Here is a 15064-nt window from a genome sequence, read left to right on the forward strand (position 1 = left end):
TTCTATTATTATGATATGCGTTTTACACGAGCCATAAAGAATCCATCCATCTGATCTCGTGGCGGATATGTTGTAATCATACCCTCTACAGCTTGTGGCAACCCTTCAAATGATACAGGATCAATGATAAAGTTCTTATGAGTTGCTAGGAATTTTTCTAGTACATCCTCATTTTCTCCACTATTGATAGTACAAGTAGAGTATACTAAATATCCATTAACTTTGACCATTTCAGCAGCTTTTTCTAATATTTCAAGCTGTAATGGAGGTAAGTCAGTAAGTAAAGATTGTGTTTTACGCCAACGCATATCCAATTTCTTTTGTAATATGCCAAGTCCAGAACACGGTGCATCTACTAAGACGCGATCGAATTGTTCTTTCCAATTATCGGGTAAATAACGACCGTCTTGTAGCTTAGTTGAAACTATGGATACTCCAAGTCGTTCAGCATTTTGATTCATAAGCTCTAATTTATGATCGTATATATCACAACTCATAATAGCACCCGTATTATTCATGAGACTTGCCATATGCATAGACTTGCCACCTGGTGCAGCACAACAATCTAATATGCGCTCGCCTGGCTTAGGATCAACTACATGAGCAACGAGCATAGAGGCTTTATCCATAAAGGTAATATGACCTTCCATAACAGGTTTTGCTTTTTCCAAGTGCCCTTGATGTGCATCAATATAAACTACTTCTGGAATATCATTGTCCTGTTCAACAGTCCAACCTAAAGCTCGTAGTTCTTTTAAACAATCCTCAATAGATACTTTTACAGTATTTATACGTGCTGTCAAACGAGGTTGTTCATTAAACCAAGCACAAAGATCTATAGTCTTATCCTTCCCCATTTCATTCATCCATAAATCAACAAGCCATAAAGGTTGATTATAAATGAAAGAAATTTCTTCAGCCTCAGACTTGGCAAGTTCACCAATAGAAATACTATCACTTTCACGTAATACTGAACGTAATACGGCATTTACAAAGCCAGATAATCCTCTAGTTAACTTTTTTGCCAGTTTTACAGATTCATTGACCGCTGCACTTTCAGGGACTTTATCCATATAGATAATTTGATAAATGCCAAGTCTAAGGATTTCTACAACCATGGACGATAATTTCTTTAATGGTCTTTTCGCGAAATGAACAATAATGGCATCTAAATAATTTTTTCTACGGATAACACCATAGACCAACTCCGTGAAAAATCTTCGATCTAAATCGGATAAATGATATTTTTGTAAATACTCTTGTAACTTGATATTGGCATAAGCACCATTACGATTAATATCACTCAAAGCTTTCACTGCGAGCAATCGAATATTTAGTTGTTGATTCGTTTTAACTTCAGTCATCGTTTTTCCTACCAATTAATTGTTCAACTGCTGCGCGAACACGTTGAGGATCTACTGTAGTATTGCAACAAGGTCCATTAGGTCTTTCATTTAAAACGCCAATGACAGGTATGGGAAATACATCAGCCATGCCACTTGCTAAATCACGTTCACAAGCAATAGCGACAATAGCCTTTGGTCGTGCTTCTTTTACCTTCATCCGTGCTAATGTACCACCTGTTACCACTATAAATTGACAACCATACTCTTTAGCAATTTGCAATAAACTTCCAACTTGGCATCTACCACATTGCTTACAATTGTATACGTCATGTGTAACCTTATGAACACATGAACTTTCTTGTAAACAATGAGGTGTTAATAACAATATACGTTCTGGATCAACTGTATACATATCAAGCATCACGAGATGATTAATTAAATCAATCATAGACTGACGCAATTGATCCTTAGTAACCCCTCTCACTTTGCCAATCAATAAAGATAATGGAAATAATCCATATATAAACCGATTAGCTATCCTTAAAACAATAGGATGTAACCGTAGTATACCAAAACTAGCAATAATCAAGGATATACACAATAACCATATAACACAAATGCATACAGAAAAAACGACTATACTTATTATGGGTGCAATAGGATGTAATTGTGAAAGCCCCGGTTCTAACACATACATTAGAAATCCGATTATTGCTGTAATTAAAGTACATGTAATTGATGACAATATCAGGTATAACGGATACGTTTCGTACTGCTTATATTGAGTCTCCAAAAACGATACCTTCCTTTATCTGATGTCCATTAATAAAATCAATAGCAGAAATACGTTTTTTATTTTCTGGCTGAACCTCTGTCAATAGAATTATATTTCCATCACCACAATATACACCTAAACCGGCTATTTTAGATACGATTGTACCAGGTATAGTTGTGGCTGATATAGCAATTGGTACATGTTTACCATGGATATCTATCAAACAGTGAGTCGTATCACTTGGGACCACTTCACCAGACCATACTTTTAAACGTTTTCCATCGAGATATGTATAACATCCAGGAGCTGGATTAAGACCTCTAATAAGATTTACAATTTCATGGGCTGACTTAGACCAGTCTATATGCCCCATTTCCTTTGTAATCTTAGCAGTATGTGTAGCCATTGTATCATCTTGTGGCGTAGCCACAATTTCTCCATTAACCCAACGAGTTAATACGGGAACAATCGTTTCGCCACCAAGCACCGCCATACGTTCAAATAATTGACCTGTCGTTTCACCAGGTAAGATATCGGTTTCCACGATATCGATAATGTCACCAGTATCAAGACCATCATCCATATGCATAATGGTAACACCTGTTTTAGTATCCCCATTTAATATGGCATAATGAATCGGCGCAGCCCCTCTATACTTAGGTAAAATAGATGCATGGACGTTAATACATCCATATTGAGGTAAGCGAATAAGCCATGGCGGTAAGATTTTACCGTACGCAATAACCACTACTACATCAGGTTGTAACGCTTCAAGTTCCGCTTGTACTTGTTCATCACGTAAGGTAACAGGTTGGAATACAGGTAAATTATGTTTTAAAGCTGCCACTTTTACAGGTGGCATTTGAACTTGTTTACCGCGACCTTTTTGTTTATCTGGCTGACAGTATACACCAACAATAGAGTGTCCAGCCTTTATTAATGCTTCCAAAGTAGGAACCGAAAAGTCAGGCGTCCCCATAAATACGACACGCAATTGTTTTTGATTAGACAATTTCTTTCTCCTCTTGGTGATCAGTAATCAATCGTAAGTTAGTTGCTTTTTCAATAAACAAATGACCGTCTAAATGATCAATCTCATGTTGAAAAATACGCGCTAAAAATCCTTCAGCTTTAATTGTTACCTTTTTATTATGAGGGTCTATACCTTTAACAGTAATTTTATCGAATCTTTCCACATCGCCAAAATACCCTGGTACACTTAAACAACCCTCTGGTCCCACTTGAGATCCCTCAGCATGCGTAATTTCAGGATTAATCAATGCAATGAGACCACTACCGGCATGATCATCTACGACGATAATTCGTTTTGACACCGCTACTTGAGGTGCAGCAAGTCCAACGCCCTCAGTCTCATACATTGTTTCCGCCATATCATCGATAAGGGCTCTAAGTTTTTTATTAACATGTTCTACAGGTTCCGCAATTTGTTTTAAAATGGGGTGACCTGCTTTCACAACATCTAATACTGCCATTTATACTCCTATACTAAACAGGATCTACATCAATCAAAAGTCCTTCTTGTGTGAAGATCCATGAATTATATATATATTCTTTTAAATTTGATAAGTCAGTACCTCGAATCATAATCGCTAAACGATACATATCCCGTACTTTTTTGATACTTGCTTCATAAGGTCCATTAATGAGAATATCGGTATCACCTTTATGGACCTCTAAATCGCTTACAATACGATTAGCTATGGCCTCTAAGGTCTCCATATTTTGATGACGCACTACCATGTGAATCATCTCTCTAAACGGAGGATATCCTAATGCTTTACGATTTTGAATTTCTTCGTTGTAAAAGCCTACATAATCATGAGCCTTACTCTTTATTATAGCATAATTTAACGGATTATATGTTTGTATTACTACACTGCCCGGTTTATCACCACGACCAGCCCTGCCAGATGTTTGTGTGAGTAAATCAAAAGTTCTTTCAGATGCGGAATATACAGGAATATTTAAAACTGAATCAGCCGTTAAAATACCGACAGCTGTTACATCTTTAAAGTCATGACCTTTTGACACCATTTGTGTTCCCAGTAAGATGTCATATTTATGAGTCCCAAAATCATGTAAAATATCTTCTGCTAATTGTTTATTTTTAGTTACGTCTTGATCAAGGCGGGCAATACGAGCCGATTTAAAATGACGTCGCAACTCTTCCTCTACCTTTTGTGTACCTGATCCAAAGAATTTAATACGTTGACTATTACACTTTGGACAGACCGTAGGAATCGGTTCATGATGTTCACAATAATGACACCGTAATTCTTCACCTGCTTGGTGATATACCATAGCTACATCACAATGAGGACACATAATAGTTTCCCCGCAATCGCGACACATTACAAAGGTACTATAACCACGTCTGTTCAATAGAATAATCATTTGGTTATGTTCATTCAATGTTTTTTGAATTAAGCTACTCATAGCATCAGAAAAAACAGAATAGTTGCCATGAAGAATTTCTTCCTTCATGTCCACAATAGTTACTTTTGGCATTGGTTGTTCAAAAATACGATGTGGTAATTCAAGCAACTGATACTCCCCTTGCTTAGCTTTGTAATAGGAGGTTACAGATGGTGTTGCAGAACCTAGTATTACAGGACAACCATGTGCTTCCCCACGCCATAAAGCAACATTTCTAGCATGGTAACGAACCATGTCCTCTTGCTTATAAGAAGTATCATGCTCTTCATCTACTACGATAAGTCCAATGTCCTCAGCTGGAGCAAATACTGCTGATCGTGCACCAATGATAATATGACTATCCTTGCGACGCAAACGCTCCCAGTTATTATTGCGTTGTTGAACTGTTAACTTACTATGAAATACTACAACTTCATCACCAAAGGTTTCTACAAAACGACGCACTATCTGATCTGTCAAAATAATTTCTGGAACTAGAATAATAGCAGTCTTATCTTGACTAATGCATTTTGCTGTAGCTTTTAAATATAGTTGAGTTTTTCCGCTACCCGTTACACCATGTAACAAAAAGGTTTTATGGTGATGTGTATTCATCGCTTCTTGTATCGGTTCATACACGGCTTGTTGTGCATCAGTTAGTGGTATATTGACTTCTGCTGTAAACAGTTCATCAAAGGTAGTATTTGTCGCTTTAAATCTAGATTCAATAGTAATCCCCTTAGCTTCACTCACTTGTTTAATGACCATACGTGAAAAGCCTTTAGCTAATAATAAAGCTTTTGATGCGCCCCCTACTTCAAGTAAATATTTTGCCAACTCTCGTTGTTTCTTTTTTCGTTCACTAAATTGTTCTACCGTAAAAGCAGGTGTAACCACAAGCCATTCTTCCTTAGGCGCCTCATAAGATTTTAGAGTTTTATTAACAGTAAATAAACGCAATGCATCGCCATAGGAGAATAAATAATATTCATTTAAACGACGAGCAGTATCCATCATTTCAGGTGTGAACCAAGGTTCATTGTCTAATACTTGAACAATATTTCGCAATGTGAACTCAGGGGGCTCGCTTAAATCTTCATAGCCAATCAGAATTCCCTCTTCGCGACTATTGCCTAAAGGAATAAGTACACGTGTACCAGGTAAGACATTACCAAACTTTTCAGGCATTAAGTAGCTTAACGGTTTATGAAGTTGTTTAGCAGGTCTATTGATGATAACTTTTGCGACACGCATACATTATATCCTTTCATTTACTATAAAAGGTCTCAGTAGAAATTCTACTAAGACCTTTTGTATTATAAGCCAGCTTCAGCTTTTAAAATTGCTGCTTTGTCAGTACGCTCCCAAGGTAAATCTACATCAGTTCTACCAAAGTGACCATATGCTGCAGTTTTGCGATAATGAGGTTTTAACAAATCAAGCATTTCAATAATACCTGCTGGACGAAGGTCGAAATGTTTCTTAATAAGTTCTTGAATTTTAGTTTCCTCAATGCGACCTGTACCAAAAGTATCAACTAAAACGGATACAGGATGTGCAACACCAATAGCGTAAGCAACTTGTACTTCACACTTATCAGCAAGGCCTGCTGCTACAACATTTTTAGCTACATAACGAGCTGCATATGCTGCAGAGCGGTCAACCTTAGATGGATCCTTACCAGAGAAAGCACCGCCACCATGACGAGCCATACCGCCGTAAGTATCTACGATAATTTTGCGGCCAGTCAAGCCAGCATCACCATGAGGACCACCGATTACGAAACGGCCAGTTGGGTTAATGAAATATTTTGTATTTTCATCAACAAATTCAGCAGGCAATGCTGCATCGATAACAAAGCGTTTCAAGTCTGCTTTAATTTGTTCTTGCGTAACTTCAGGGCTATGTTGTGTAGAGATAACAATTGTATCAATACGTTTTGGTTTACCATCAACATATTCAACAGTAACTTGAGTTTTACCATCTGGACGAAGATATGTTAAAGTGCCATCTTTACGAACTTCTGTAAGACGACGAGATAAACGATGAGCCAAAGAAATAGGCATAGGCATAAGTTCAGGTGTTTCATTAGATGCATAACCAAACATCATACCTTGGTCACCAGCACCGATTTTATCTAGTGCTTCACCATTACCATCTTTAGATTCAAGAGCTTCATCTACGCCCATCGCAATATCAGCAGATTGTTCATCAATAGAAACAAGTACACCGCAAGTGTCGCAGTCAAAGCCAAATTTTGCACGTGTATAACCAATTTCACGAACTGTATCACGTACGATGCGAGGAATATCTACATATGTATTAGTAGAAATTTCACCTACTACATGAACTAGACCAGTAGTAACTAAAGTTTCACAAGCTACACGAGCAGTTGGATCCTTTTCAATAATCGCATCCAAAACAGCATCAGAAATTTGGTCAGCTATTTTATCTGGATGGCCTTCAGTAACAGATTCAGAAGTAAAAAACATATGTTTTTCAGCCATTTTATCCTCCTAATACGAAAAAAAGCCTCTCATGTACTCATGAGAGACCCTCCCATCTAACGACATTTGTCATAGGAATTAGCACCTTTTCCTCTTGGAATGGTTGCTGTAGCTTCATAGGGCCTATCCCTCCACTACTCTTGATGAGTTACAGAAATATTATAGTGTATTTACATTGATAAAGCAAGTCATTATTACATATCTTTCTATCAATTACAAACTACAAACATAAGATTCTCTCATGTATCGTGTTATTTATTTTTTACCAATTCTACAACTTCTTTCATAATATTATGGGCCAATTCAGATTTTTTCATATTAGGCATTTCTTTAGGATCTTTATGAGGATATAAGAAGTATCCTTCATTTGTATCTACATTAAAGCCTGCATTAGATTTACTAACATCGTTTGCTACAAGCATATCTAAATTTTTTCTAGTAACCTTATCTTGACCGTATTTAATAACATGCTCAGTTTCTGCTGCAAAACCTACAAGAATTTGATGATTCTTTTTAGCACCTAAACCTTGTAGAATATCTGGATTTTTAACAAGTTCTAAAGTCATGGACTCCATTTTCTTTATTTTTTGTTCTGCCTTGTGAAGGACTCTAAAATCAGATACAGCAGCCGCCATAATAACAACATCTACCTCATCATATCGAGATTCAACAGCATGTTGCATAGATAAAGCAGAATCTACAGGAACAAACTCTACACCACTTGGGACAGGTAACGATGTAGGAGCACTTACCAAAATCACATTGGCTCCCATACGAACAGCTTGTTCCGCAATAGCATACCCCATCTTACCGCTAGAACGATTACCAATATAACGAACAGGATCGATATTTTCTTGCGTACCACCTGCTGTAACAAGTACTGTAGTACCTTCAAGTTCATTAGATTTGCACATCTGTGATTCAAGCCAATCTACAATGGCTTCGGGCTCTGGTAAGCGCCCCATACCGGTAACCCCACAAGCAAGCCATCCTTCAGCAGGTTCCATAATATGGTAGCCAAGAGAACGTAAACCTTCCAAATTACGTTGAGTAATCGGATTGTTATACATTTCTGTATTCATAGCAGGACAAAGATATTTTGGAGCCTTAGTAGCCATTATTGTTGTTGTTAGCATATCATCTGCAATACCGGCATATATTTTACCAATTACATTTGCCGTAGCTGGAACAACCACATATGCATCTGCCCATGTAGCTAATGCAATATGCTCCACATCCCATTGATGTACTTGTTCAAACATGTCGATAGCTACAGGATGTCCACTAATTTCACCAAATGTAAGAGGTGAAGCTATATGAGTGGAGTTTTGAGTCATAACCACCTTCACTTCAGCACCTTTTTTACGAAGTCTGCTAACTACTTCAATTGCCTTATACGCAGCAATACCTGCAGATACAGCGACAATGATATGTTTTCCTCGCATTTTCTTCTCCTTTTAAAAATTCCTTGTATCAATGATACAAGGAATCGTTTTTCTTATTTAATGCCTTCTTTAGTGCGTTTATAAGTCACTTCACCTTCGGCAATTTCATAGAATGCCAAGGAAACCGGCTTGTCAGTTGCATGTGTAGATTCAGCTAAGCATGGTTCGCCATCTGTTAGTTCACGAGCACGTTTAGCTGCCAATGTTACCAAAGTATATTTACTATCTACTTGATTTTCCAATTTTTTCAATGGAGGTTTTACCATCATACTATCACTTCTCCTTAGACTCTTGATACTGTTTATAAATAAATTGAATTTGCTCTTTATTGCGACTAATCTTACAGGATTCAGCTCGTAAGATAGATGCAACCTTCTCAGATGCCTCTCCGAGATCATCATTTACAACTATATAGTCATATCGATGGGCTAATGCCAATTCAGAACAGGCTAATGACAACCGTTTATCAATAACTTCTTTCGCATCTGTACCGCGATTATGTAATCGCTCAGATAACTCAGTTAATGACGGTGGTACTATATAAATAAATACAGCATCACTAAAACGTTCTTTAACTTGCATAGCACCTTGAATATCAATTTCTAACAGTACACTTTTACCATCATCCAATAAATCCATTACATGTTGCTTCGGTGTACCGTAGTAATTATCATATACTTTTGCATATTCTAAAAATGCATCTTCACTTAATAGAGTTTCAAATTCTTGTTTCGAGCGAAAGAAGTAATTAACCCCTTCTACTTCACCAACACGAGGTGCCCGTGTGGTCATTGAAACAGAATATACTAAATTAGGCATTTCTTTTCGAATATTCGCACAAATCGTACCTTTACCTGCGCCAGATGGCCCGGATATAACGATTAATAATCCTCTGTCTGACATATGTACTCCTATGATTCTACTGTATCTTCGTCTACATCATATTGCACAAGTCGATGTGCTACGGTTTCTGGTTGAATTGCAGATAATACAATTTGACCACTATCCATAACTAATACAGCACGAGTCTTACGACCATATGTAGCATCAATGAGTAGGCCCTTGTCACGCGCATCTTGAACCATACGTTTTATCGGTGCAGATTCGGGACTAATAATAGCCATAACACGGTTAGCAGATACCATATTACCAAAGCCTATATTCAATAACTGAATACTCATTTATGGACCTCCTATTACTCTACATTCTGTACTTGTTCTCTAATTTTCTCTAACTCACATTTTAGCTGAACCACAAACTCTGTAATACTTGAATCCATAGCTTTGGAACCAATTGTATTCACTTCACGATTCATTTCTTGCAAAATAAAATCCACCTTACGACCGATGGAATTCTCATCTACAAGTGTGTTTTTTAATTGTACCACATGTGAGGTAAATCGGACAATCTCTTCCGTAATATCAGTCTTATCAGCCAATAAAGCAATTTCTTGCAAAAAACGATCTTCACTGATACTTGCCTCTAAAGACACTAAATATTCTTGAATTTTTCCCTTTATATGCTCACGATACGCATCTACAGCGCCGGCCTTATTCTCATCAATACTCTTGATTATATTTTCTAAAGTAGTGATACGAGACAATAAATCTTGTTCAATATGTTTACCTTCTACAGTACGCATTGTTATTAAGGCATCTAGTGCTTGGTTTGTAGATTCTTGTACTATTTCTGAAAGCACATCTTCTGCAATCGGAGTATCTTGTTGTTGTATCCATTCATTAGAAATGGAATTGACCGCTTGTAAAGGCACCTTTTTAGGGTCATCATAAAACTCTTCTCGAACAAGCAATTCTTGTATCTGCTTTCTCAATACACTATTTATTGTAAAAGTTTTAGGTCTTTCCCCTGCATCCTGAATAGAAACAGATACTTCAACTTTACCACGAGTAATTCGATCTTGTACTAACCCGCGAATAATACTTTCAAAAGGGTTTATTTGCTTTGGACTACGTATAAATAAATCCAAAAATCGTGCATTTACAGTCTTAATTTCTACCGTACAGGTAATGCCATCTTTGGTTGCCGTACCAGAACCAAAACCGGTCATACTTTTCATATGATATCCTCCTTAGCAGTTTTTATTATTGTACCACGAATTATACATTCCGTGTTTAAATACTAAGAATTATATGTACATTATGTTATACTAAACTATACTTCTAAATAGAATTGAAAGGAGTACCATGAATTTAGACGGACTTACCATGTCTGTTCTCGCTAAAGAACTAAATGAGCGATTACAAACAGGTCAAATACAAAAATTATATCAAATAGATAAAACTACATTACTATTTAAAATTCGTGCACTTAACGAAGATCAAAGCCTAGTCATCACTGTTGGTGCAACCCCCGCAATGTATCTCAGCAAACCTCTTCAAGATTTACCAAAGGAACCTAGTTCACTATGTATGTTTCTTCGTAAACATATTGAGGGTAGCCGTATTGTAAAGGTTGAACAAATCAATGGTGATCGAATCATGTGTATCCAAACGGATAAGCTTGAAATGGATGGTTCTATTACGAGTACATTTATATATGTGGAACTAATGGGCAAGTATTCAAACTGTATCTTTGTTCAAGATGGAGTTATTCTAGAATCATTAATTCATGTATCGCCTTTAATGAATCGTGAACGTTCTATAAGTCCTAAACTATACTATGAATTACCACCTAATGCTAATCGTGTGAGTTTAATGGATTTTGATTATAATGAAATCAAAAATTTACTTACCTCCTTCGGTGATGGCACTGTACAACAATCTATACGTGCCATCTTTAACGGTTTTGGTAAACCTTTATTGGATGAAGTATTATTAACTTCAGATCTTAGTGGTAATGAAATCATAAGTGACTTAATTCCCACACAAGTTGATGCCTTAGCTAAGGCGTTATATGAGTTAAAAATTAAGCTCAATGAAAGTAATGGTTTGCTTACTTTAATTAATGATAATAATAAAAAAGCACATGCCACTTTTATCCTACAAAATTATAAAGTCCTTAAAGAATATAGTACGATTTCAGAAGCCTTAGAAGAATCGATTCATAATACAAAATCCATTCACACTGCAGATAAAGAACTAGAAAAGATCTTAACAGCAGCCATAAAAAAAGAAGAAGGTCGTCATCAAAAGATTAAAGATGAATTAGATGACACCAATAAAATGGATACATATAAACTATATGGTGATATCTTAATGATTAATGCTCACTTACAAGTTCAATATGAACCTTCTATCCAATTACCAAATCTTCTTTCTGAAGATGGAGAATTATTAACAATTCCTCTAAAGCCAAATCTTACAATTGTAGAAAACGGTCAATGGTATTATAAGCTCTATACTAAATTAAAAAATCGTATGGTCAGTGGTGAATATCAACTTAATGCTAGTACTACAAAACTTGAATATCTCAAATCAATTTTATATAGTATTTCATTAGCCACTACCCGTGAAAGCTTAGAAGAAATTCGTAAAGAATGTATGGATGCAGGCATTATTAAAAAATCGAAGAAGCCATTATCATATAAATTAGGTAAATCAAATTACATTCATTTAACCATTGATGAAGGTGAAATATTTATTGGCCGTAACAATCAACAAAATGAATATTTGACTCATCGATTTGCCAAACCAACAGATATTTGGTTCCATACACAAGATATTCAAGGTTCCCATCTCATATTAAGACTTAATGTAGAGCCTGATGATATGATTCTATCTAAAGTCGCTCAATACGCAGCCTACTTTAGTAAGGCACGTGAAACCAGCAAAGTACCTGTAGATTATACATACATTAAAAATATAAAAAAGCCACCTGGGTCTCCACTTGGTTTTGTTATTTTTAGCACTCATCAAACAATGATCGTTGAGCCTAAAAAGCCTGATAATTATAATGAATAAAAAAGAAGCGAAGGAAATCCTTCGCTTCTTTTCTTATAATATTATTGGTTTTCTTCTGTACGTTGTTCAGTTTGTTTCAAACTTTCACGATTTTGACGTAAGCTTTCCAATGTTTTTTCTAAATTGTTTTCCACATATTTAAGAACATCACCAGCATATTGGATGGAGCTGGATTTCAATTCCTCAGAGGATTGGTTAGCTGCATTGATAATTTGATTAGCTTGTTCTTGAGCTTGTTTAACTAGTTCACTTTCAGCAGTTAATTTAGCAATGTAGTCTTTAGCTTGATCAATCAAAGTTTCAGCTTGACGTTGAGCATCAGCTAGTACTTTATCTTTATCTGCTACAATACGACGAGACTCTTCAAGTTCCAATGGTAAAGACTCTTGAATAGAATCAATAATACGCATAATTTCGTCTTCCTCAACCATACGTTTTGTAGTCATAGGAATACGGCTGCTAGATTCAATAAGAACCTCTAAATCTTCTAATAATTTTTCTGTTTTCATACATTTCACCCCTATTTATTATGGACCGTATTAAAGCGTTCTTCAAGTTTTTCCTTAACATCATCCGGAACTAAACCATCTAGCTTACCGCCAAATTTTGCAAGTTCACGAATACCTGTGGAGCTGACGAAAGAGTATTTGTTATTTGTCATAATAAATACAGTTTCAATATCATCATCCAAATATTTTGCAAACAACGCACGTTGAAATTCATATTCAAAGTCACTTAAAGCTCGCAATCCTCGAATGATTATAGTGGCATTCTTAGATTTAACATACTGGTTAAGTAGACCACCTGTACAATCAATTTCAACATTAGGAATATGTTTGACAGAATTTTGAATCATCTCAACCCGTTCTTCCATGGTAAATAGAGAATTTTTATTTGGGTTAGAGCTGACAGCAATGATTAATTTATCAACTAATCGACTGCCTCGTTCAAAAATATCAACATGTCCATTTGTTACTGGGTCAAAACTACCCGGACACACACCTATACGCACAGGTTTAGCTCCTTTCAGCAGTGTTTACAAAATAGGAAACCATCGTATAACCAAATTTCTGTTCTTTTATACATTTCCATGATTCAGGCAAGGTAAATGCCTCGTCCTTATGGTGCTCTAGTAATAAAACACCTTCGGGCTTTAATAAATCACAGTCTACAACCATATCTATGGTTTCTTGTATAAATCCATTTTCATATGGTGGATCAGAAAAAATATAATCGAACTGTCGTCCCATTATATAATTTTTTAATTGTGAAAGTTTCCTCGGAATGATTTCTAACCGATCTTCCACATGACAATGTTTGGCATTCTCCAAAATCAATTTTCCTGTTTTAAAGTCTACCGCTACTGCATGTGCTGCACCACGACTTAAGGCTTCAATAGCTACTGCACCTGTACCTGAAAATATATCTAATACATGAGTACCAAATATACCTCTATTAGATAATACATTAAACACACTTTCACGAACACGATCAAGTGTAGGTCTAGTATCTACCCCTTTAGGTGCTTTTATAGTATGTCCCTTTGCAGTTCCGCCAATAATTCGCATACAACCCTCACAAGATTATACTCATTAATTATAGTATATAAATAACCAAATTAAAAGTATCTTTTATTTATGATACTTCAATTTTAATATCTCGTCCCATCAATTCTGCTAATGCCAACGCAGGAGATTTTTCTTCATATAAAACTTCATATAAAGCCTTTGTTATTGGCATTTCAATATGATGTTCACAAGCCATTTTATAAATAATGTCAGTAGCAAAGAAACCTTCTACAACCATATTCGTATGATTAATAATATAGTCCATCGTCTTTCCATCTGCTAATTGTTGTCCAGCTGCCCGGTTGCGACCATGGGGACTCATACATGTGGCAATCAAATCTCCCATACCAGCTAGGCCGGCATAGGTTTCTTTTTGAGCACCTAAGGCTACACCAAAACGAGTCATCTCATGCAACCCACGTGTTAAGAGCAATGCTTTACAGTTATCCCCTAACTTTAGACCGTCTACAATACCAGCAGCGAGAGCAATAATATTCTTTGTAGCCCCCGCTAACTCAACACCAGTAATATCAGTATTTGCATAAATTCTAAAGTTTTGACTACATAATGCTTTCTGCAGCATCGTAGCCACATCAAGATCTTCTGTACTTAAAACAGATGCAGCCGGTAAATCTCGTCCAATTTCCTCCGCATGATTTGGACCAGATAAAACAGCGAGATTACATCCAACAGTTCCTAGAACCTCTCTCATAACTGTAGTCAGCAATTTGCCAGTAGTACGCTCTACACCTTTTGAACAAAGTATATACGATTGTTCTTTATGAGCATATGGCTTAATAGACTCTAAACTAGTACGTACATGTACAGATGGCGTAACCATGAGAATGATATCAGCCCCTTTAATACAGGTAGCAAGATCTGAACTATATACTAATTCATTTGGTAATGTTACGCCAGGTAAATACTCTTTATTCTCTAGATCTTTAGCTAATTGATCTGCAAATTCTGGGCGACGACAATATAAAGTTGTGGTATTTCCAGCTAATACGGATTTAATAGCAAGAGCAGTACCCCAGCTACCAGAGCCGACAACAACAACATTCATA

General features: G+C 36.3%; 16 protein-coding genes and 1 riboswitch. Of the genes, 1 reads left to right on the forward strand and 15 read right to left on the reverse strand.

What is annotated here, in order from left to right; all coding sequences use genetic code 11:
• Positions 1–8: 8 nt before the first annotated feature.
• The 11 genes from rsmB to KH109_RS02810 form a co-directional block, all read right to left on the reverse strand.
• Positions 9–1364: a 16S rRNA (cytosine(967)-C(5))-methyltransferase RsmB gene (gene rsmB, locus KH109_RS02760; RefSeq protein WP_295215519.1), complete on the reverse strand. Its 1356-nt coding sequence runs from the start codon at positions 1362–1364 to the stop codon at positions 9–11.
• On the reverse strand, positions 1357–2139 hold the full coding sequence (locus KH109_RS02765; protein WP_363158456.1) for a DUF116 domain-containing protein: 783 nt from the start codon (positions 2137–2139) through the stop codon (positions 1357–1359). Before KH109_RS02765 ends, rsmB begins: the two co-directional genes overlap by 8 nt.
• Complete coding sequence (gene fmt / locus KH109_RS02770; RefSeq protein WP_295215524.1) at positions 2123–3133, reverse strand: methionyl-tRNA formyltransferase; 1011 nt, start codon at positions 3131–3133, stop codon at positions 2123–2125. The genes KH109_RS02765 and fmt overlap by 17 nt, the downstream gene beginning before the upstream one ends.
• Complete coding sequence (gene def / locus KH109_RS02775) at positions 3126–3614, reverse strand: peptide deformylase (RefSeq protein WP_295215525.1); 489 nt, start codon at positions 3612–3614, stop codon at positions 3126–3128. Before def ends, fmt begins: the two co-directional genes overlap by 8 nt.
• Before the next feature lie 13 nt (positions 3615–3627).
• Entirely contained in the window at positions 3628–5811 is a 2184-nt protein-coding gene (gene priA / locus KH109_RS02780; protein WP_295215527.1) for a primosomal protein N', read from the reverse strand.
• A 62-nt stretch (positions 5812–5873) separates the two neighbouring features.
• Positions 5874–7064 (reverse strand): methionine adenosyltransferase, encoded by a 1191-nt coding sequence (gene metK / locus KH109_RS02785; protein ID WP_060924651.1) that lies wholly within the window; start codon positions 7062–7064, stop codon positions 5874–5876.
• Between the two features lie 49 nt (positions 7065–7113).
• A riboswitch (SAM riboswitch) is annotated at positions 7114–7214 on the reverse strand.
• A 101-nt stretch (positions 7215–7315) separates the two neighbouring features.
• A complete protein-coding gene (coaBC, locus tag KH109_RS02790; protein WP_295215530.1) occupies positions 7316–8509 on the reverse strand; it encodes a bifunctional phosphopantothenoylcysteine decarboxylase/phosphopantothenate--cysteine ligase CoaBC in 1194 nt (397 codons plus the stop codon).
• 53 nt (positions 8510–8562) lie between these two features.
• On the reverse strand, positions 8563–8778 hold the full coding sequence (rpoZ, locus tag KH109_RS02795) for a DNA-directed RNA polymerase subunit omega (RefSeq protein WP_060924653.1): 216 nt from the start codon (positions 8776–8778) through the stop codon (positions 8563–8565).
• A 4-nt stretch (positions 8779–8782) separates the two neighbouring features.
• Entirely contained in the window at positions 8783–9412 is a 630-nt protein-coding gene (gene gmk / locus KH109_RS02800; protein ID WP_060924654.1) for a guanylate kinase, read from the reverse strand.
• An 8-nt stretch (positions 9413–9420) separates the two neighbouring features.
• Complete coding sequence (remA, locus tag KH109_RS02805) at positions 9421–9690, reverse strand: extracellular matrix/biofilm regulator RemA (protein ID WP_005386753.1); 270 nt, start codon at positions 9688–9690, stop codon at positions 9421–9423.
• A gap of 14 nt (positions 9691–9704) precedes the next feature.
• On the reverse strand, positions 9705–10586 hold the full coding sequence (locus KH109_RS02810; RefSeq protein WP_295215533.1) for a YicC/YloC family endoribonuclease: 882 nt from the start codon (positions 10584–10586) through the stop codon (positions 9705–9707).
• A 127-nt stretch (positions 10587–10713) separates the two neighbouring features.
• On the opposite strand from KH109_RS02810, the gene KH109_RS02815 reads away from it, so the two are divergent.
• The gene (locus KH109_RS02815; protein ID WP_295215536.1) at positions 10714–12429 is read left to right on the forward strand and encodes an NFACT family protein; all 1716 of its coding nucleotides are present in this window, start codon (positions 10714–10716) and stop codon (positions 12427–12429) included.
• A 41-nt stretch (positions 12430–12470) separates the two neighbouring features.
• Here KH109_RS02815 and KH109_RS02820 read toward each other — a convergent pair whose 3' ends face one another.
• The 4 genes from KH109_RS02820 to KH109_RS02835 form a co-directional block, all read right to left on the reverse strand.
• A complete protein-coding gene (locus KH109_RS02820; protein ID WP_005386756.1) occupies positions 12471–12938 on the reverse strand; it encodes a hypothetical protein in 468 nt (155 codons plus the stop codon).
• A gap of 11 nt (positions 12939–12949) precedes the next feature.
• Positions 12950–13441, reverse strand: a complete 492-nt coding sequence (gene coaD / locus KH109_RS02825) for a pantetheine-phosphate adenylyltransferase (RefSeq protein ID WP_024066177.1) — start codon at positions 13439–13441, stop codon at positions 12950–12952.
• 4 nt (positions 13442–13445) lie between these two features.
• Positions 13446–13997, reverse strand: coding sequence for a 16S rRNA (guanine(966)-N(2))-methyltransferase RsmD (gene rsmD, locus KH109_RS02830; protein WP_060924657.1), 552 nt, complete (start codon positions 13995–13997; stop codon positions 13446–13448).
• Positions 13998–14064: 67 nt separating this feature from the next.
• Positions 14065–15063, reverse strand: a complete 999-nt coding sequence (locus KH109_RS02835; protein WP_295215538.1) for an NAD(P)H-dependent glycerol-3-phosphate dehydrogenase — start codon at positions 15061–15063, stop codon at positions 14065–14067.
• Between the last annotated feature and the right edge of the window lies 1 nt (position 15064).

Source organism: Veillonella sp. (genome assembly GCF_018381775.1).
Taxonomy (GTDB): domain Bacteria; phylum Bacillota; class Negativicutes; order Veillonellales; family Veillonellaceae; genus Veillonella.

Excerpts from the sequence above, each read along its gene's own strand:
- priA (WP_295215527.1), bottom strand. The coding sequence starts at position 5,811 with ATGCGTGTCGCAAAAGTTATCATCAATAGACCTGCTAAACAACTTCAT.
- metK (WP_060924651.1), bottom strand. The coding sequence starts at position 7,064 with ATGGCTGAAAAACATATGTTTTTTACTTCTGAATCTGTTACTGAAGGC.
- rsmB (WP_295215519.1), bottom strand. The coding sequence starts at position 1,364 with ATGACTGAAGTTAAAACGAATCAACAACTAAATATTCGATTGCTCGCA.
- rsmD (WP_060924657.1), bottom strand. The coding sequence starts at position 13,997 with ATGCGAATTATTGGCGGAACTGCAAAGGGACATACTATAAAAGCACCT.
- KH109_RS02810 (WP_295215533.1), bottom strand. The coding sequence starts at position 10,586 with ATGAAAAGTATGACCGGTTTTGGTTCTGGTACGGCAACCAAAGATGGC.
- remA (WP_005386753.1), bottom strand. The coding sequence starts at position 9,690 with ATGAGTATTCAGTTATTGAATATAGGCTTTGGTAATATGGTATCTGCT.
- rpoZ (WP_060924653.1), bottom strand. The coding sequence starts at position 8,778 with ATGATGGTAAAACCTCCATTGAAAAAATTGGAAAATCAAGTAGATAGT.
- coaBC (WP_295215530.1), bottom strand. The coding sequence starts at position 8,509 with ATGCGAGGAAAACATATCATTGTCGCTGTATCTGCAGGTATTGCTGCG.
- KH109_RS02815 (WP_295215536.1), top strand. The coding sequence starts at position 10,714 with ATGAATTTAGACGGACTTACCATGTCTGTTCTCGCTAAAGAACTAAAT.
- KH109_RS02820 (WP_005386756.1), bottom strand. The coding sequence starts at position 12,938 with ATGAAAACAGAAAAATTATTAGAAGATTTAGAGGTTCTTATTGAATCT.
- def (WP_295215525.1), bottom strand. The coding sequence starts at position 3,614 with ATGGCAGTATTAGATGTTGTGAAAGCAGGTCACCCCATTTTAAAACAA.
- KH109_RS02835 (WP_295215538.1), bottom strand. The coding sequence starts at position 15,063 with ATGAATGTTGTTGTTGTCGGCTCTGGTAGCTGGGGTACTGCTCTTGCT.
- gmk (WP_060924654.1), bottom strand. The coding sequence starts at position 9,412 with ATGTCAGACAGAGGATTATTAATCGTTATATCCGGGCCATCTGGCGCA.